Source organism: Streptomyces sp. FH025, from assembly GCF_017427025.1.
Lineage (GTDB): Bacteria > Actinomycetota > Actinomycetes > Streptomycetales > Streptomycetaceae > Kitasatospora.
The window spans coordinates 1-3,510 of record NZ_JAFLNG010000754.1; the positions used below are offsets into that span (position 1 = coordinate 1).

The 3,510-nt window shown below is 76.0% G+C and carries 2 protein-coding genes; one reads left to right on the forward strand and one right to left on the reverse strand.

Annotated features, from left to right (window positions below; translation table 11 throughout):
- A partial coding sequence (locus J0670_RS33295; protein WP_243437880.1) for an FUSC family protein occupies positions 1–1,944 on the forward strand: 1,944 nt, incomplete at its 5' end.
- A gap of 27 nt (positions 1,945–1,971) precedes the next feature.
- Here the strand turns inward: J0670_RS33295 and J0670_RS33300 are convergent.
- Positions 1,972–3,375 carry an amidase gene (locus tag J0670_RS33300; RefSeq protein ID WP_207815935.1) on the reverse strand — a complete coding sequence of 468 codons (1,404 nt, stop codon included), beginning with the start codon at positions 3,373–3,375 and terminating at the stop codon, positions 1,972–1,974.
- Positions 3,376–3,510: the final 135 nt, after the last annotated feature.

Sequence of the window (3,510 nt, forward strand, 5' to 3'; positions counted from 1 at the left end):
CGCACCCGGCTCGCCCCTCCCTCCTGGCTGACCGAGGGCCTGCGGCCCCGGAACGCGCCGATCCCCTGGGCCGCGGTCGCCCGTGCCTCGGTGGCGCTCGCCACCCCGCTCGCGGTCGGCACCGCCACCGGACGGCCCTCGTACGGCGCGCTGGTCTCGATGGGCGCGCTGTCCGGCGTCATCGGCGACACCGCCGACGCCTACCGGATGCGGGTGTTCAACATCGCCGTGCCGCAACTGTTCGGCGCCCTCGGCGTCCTCCTGGGCACCCTGGTGCACGGCACCGGCTGGACGGCCGTCGCGGTGCTGACCGTCGTCGCGCTGGTCTCCGGCATGATCTCCTCGATCGGCGCCGTCGCCTCCGTCTCCGGACTGCTCCTGCTGCTCAACACCGTGGTCGGGGCCGGCCTGCCGCTCCCCTCCCCCTGGTGGCTGCCGCCCGCTCTGCTGCTGCTCGGCGGCGTGCTGGTGCTCGCCCTCACCCTGCTCGCCTGGCCACTGCGCGGAGGCACCCCCGAACGCGCGGTCGTCGCCGACACCTACCGGGCGGTCGCCGAACTGCTGGAGGCCACCGGCCCCTCCACCGACTCCGCCGCGTACGACGGCAGGCGCCGGGAGCTCACCCAGTCGCTCAACCACTCCTACGACCTGCTGCTGGCCCGCCGCGCGCGCCGGCACGGCCGCTCCGCCACCCTGGTCCGCCTGCTCGCCCAGCTCAACGCGCTGGTCCCGGTGGTCGAGGGCGCCTCGGCGGCGCGGCTGCGCCCGCCCGAGTACGGCCCGCTGCCGCCCGCCTACCCGGCCGCCGTCCGCGCCCTCGCCGAGGCCGTCGAGCGGGGCCGCACCGGCCCCGCCCCACCACCCGACCTGCCCGAACCGGGCGGCCCGTCCACCCGCGCGCTGGCCGAGGCCATCGCGCACGCCTCCGTCGTCGTGCACGAGGCCACGCCGGACCCGTACGCCGTCGACGACCGGCTCGGCCGGCCCGCCGGCCTGGAGATCCGCGCCCGGCGGGCCGCCCGCGCACTGCTGCTGTCCGGCTCCTCCTGGCGCTACGGACTGCGGCTCGCGCTGTGCGTCGGGCTGGCGCAGACGCTGGTCTCGGTCATCGCGGTGCCCCGCTCGTACTGGGTGGTGCTGACCGTCACGTTCGTGATGAAGCCCGACTTCGGTTCGGTCTTCTCCCGCGCCGTGCTGCGCGCGATCGGCACCGCCGGCGGGCTGCTGATCGCCATCCCGGTGCTCGCCGAGGTGCCGCACGGCTGGTGGGACGTGCCGGTGATGGCCGCCCTGGCCGCACTGATCCCCGCGCTGTCGGCCAAGGGGTTCGCGTTCCAGACCGCCGCCATCACCCCGGTGATCCTGCTGCTCTCCGACCTGCTCAACCACCAGGGCTTCCGACTGGTGCTGCCCCGGCTCTACGACTCGCTGATCGGCTGCGGCATCGCGCTGCTGGTCGGTTACCTGCTGTGGCCGGAGTCCTGGCACACCCGGATCGGCGACCGGCTGGCCGACGCCGTCCAGGACACCGCCTCCTACGTCTCGCTGGCCTTCACCACCGCCCCCGGGCGGGACGAACCGGCGCGGGCCCGCTACCGGCGGCGGCTCTACCGGGACCTCTCCGCCGTGCGCAGCGAGTTCCAGCGCGCGCTCACCGAGCCGCCGCCGGTCGGCGCCAGGGCCGAGGCCTGGTGGCCGCTGGTGGTCGCGGTCGAGCGGATCGTCGACACCACCACCGCCACCCGGGTGCGGGTCGAGCACGGCGCCCCCGTGCCCACCACGGCCGAGGTCGGCGCCGTCACCCGGGAGCTGGCCGACCTGGCCGAGGCGCTGCGCACCGGCGCGCCGCTGCCGGAGACCGACCCGGACGCGCTCGCGCCGGACTGCGCGCTGGCCCGGCTGCACCACGAGGTGCACGCGGCCCGGGCGCTGGCGGCCTCGTGACCCCTGGTGGGGCTCAACCGGTCGCGCTCAGTCCTGGATGCGCCGCCAGGGCCGGTCCGCCTCCAGCGCGAAGGCCAGCTCCAGCAGCAGCCGCTCCTGCCCGTGCGCGGCCGAGAGGTGCACCCCGATCGGCAGGCCGCCCGGCGCCGCGCCGGTGGGCAGTGCGATGCCCGGGCCACCGGTCACGTTGTTGACCGGGGTGAAGGCGACGTAACGCAGCAGCCGCTCGATCAGCTCGTCGAAGGCCACGTTCGGGCTCAGGTGGCCGATCGGCGGGGTGGTGTGGGCGAGCACCGGGGAGAGGATCGCGTCGTGCTCGTGGAAGATCCCCGCGTACGCCGTCTCGGCGCGGCGCAGCCGCCGCAGCACGCCCGGGGTGCGCGGGAACTCGGCCTGGAAGCGGCGGCGCAGCCCGGTGGTCAGGCCGTCCAGCTTCCCGGCCCGGAAGCTCGGGTCGAGCATCAGCCGGCCGGTGAGCGCGATCACCCAGGCGATGTAGCCCCAGTACGCGAGGAAGTCGCGGGAGAACTCCTCGCCGAACGGCAGCGTGATCGGCTCGACCCGGTGGCCCATCGCCTCCAGCCGGGCGGCGGTCTCCTCGACGGCCCGGCGGGTCGGCTCGTCGGTCTTGGCGATCGGCGAGTCCAGCACCAGCCCGATCCGCAGCCGACGCTCCCCCGGGCCCTCGACCAGGCCGAGCGGGGGCAGCCCCGGGTTGCGGTGGTGGCGCTCGGCGGCGGCGTAGAAGGCGGCGGTGTCGCGCACCGAGCGGGTCAGCACCCCGTCGGTGACCAGGTCGATCGGCAGCTTTCCGCCCTGCGCGTTGGTCACCAGCCGGCCCCGGGTGGGCTTGAGGCCGACCAGGCCGCAGCAGGCCGCCGGGATGCGGATCGACCCGCCGCCGTCGTTGGCGTGCGCGATCGGCACCACGCCGGAGGCCACCAGTGCCGCCGCCCCGCCCGAGGAGGCGCCGGACGAGTGCGAGGGCTTCCAGGGGTTGCGCACCGGCTGGGCGGTGGCGAACTCGGTCGAGGCGTTCAGGCCGAACTCGGGCAGCCGGCTCTTGCCGAGCACGGCCAGGCCGGTGGCCAGGAACTGGTCGGTGAAGCGCGCGTTGCGGCGGGCCGGGCGGGCGCGGTAGGCCTCGCTGCCCATGGCGGTCGGCAGGCCGCGCAGGTCCACGTTGTCCTTGAGGAAGGTCGGCACGCCCCACAGCTCGCCGCCGATGCCTTCCCGGCTGATCCTGGGCCGGTCGTACGAGGCGTGGGCGACGGGCAGCAGCGCCCCGTCTATCCGTCCGGCGCGGGCCACGGCCGCCGCGACCAGCTCCCGCGGGTTCACCTCGCCGGCCCGGACCAGCGCGGCCAGCGCGACCGCGTCGTGCGCGCCGAGGGCGTCGTCGGTGAACGCGTGCGTCCGCTCGTCGGTCATCCCAACTCCCCACTCCCCGCCGGGCCTTCCGGCGCCCGACTCGTACTGCCCGGTAGTACCGGCCGGTAATCGCGCCGGGCTCCGCAGTGTAGGCGCGCACCGCCGCCCTCGGATAGCCCCGGCCGTCGGTCGGAT

What these genes read in the sequence shown, in the direction of transcription:
- J0670_RS33300 (WP_207815935.1), bottom strand. Translation starts at nt 3,375, where the DNA reads ATGACCGACGAGCGGACGCACGCGTTCACCGACGACGCCCTCGGCGCG.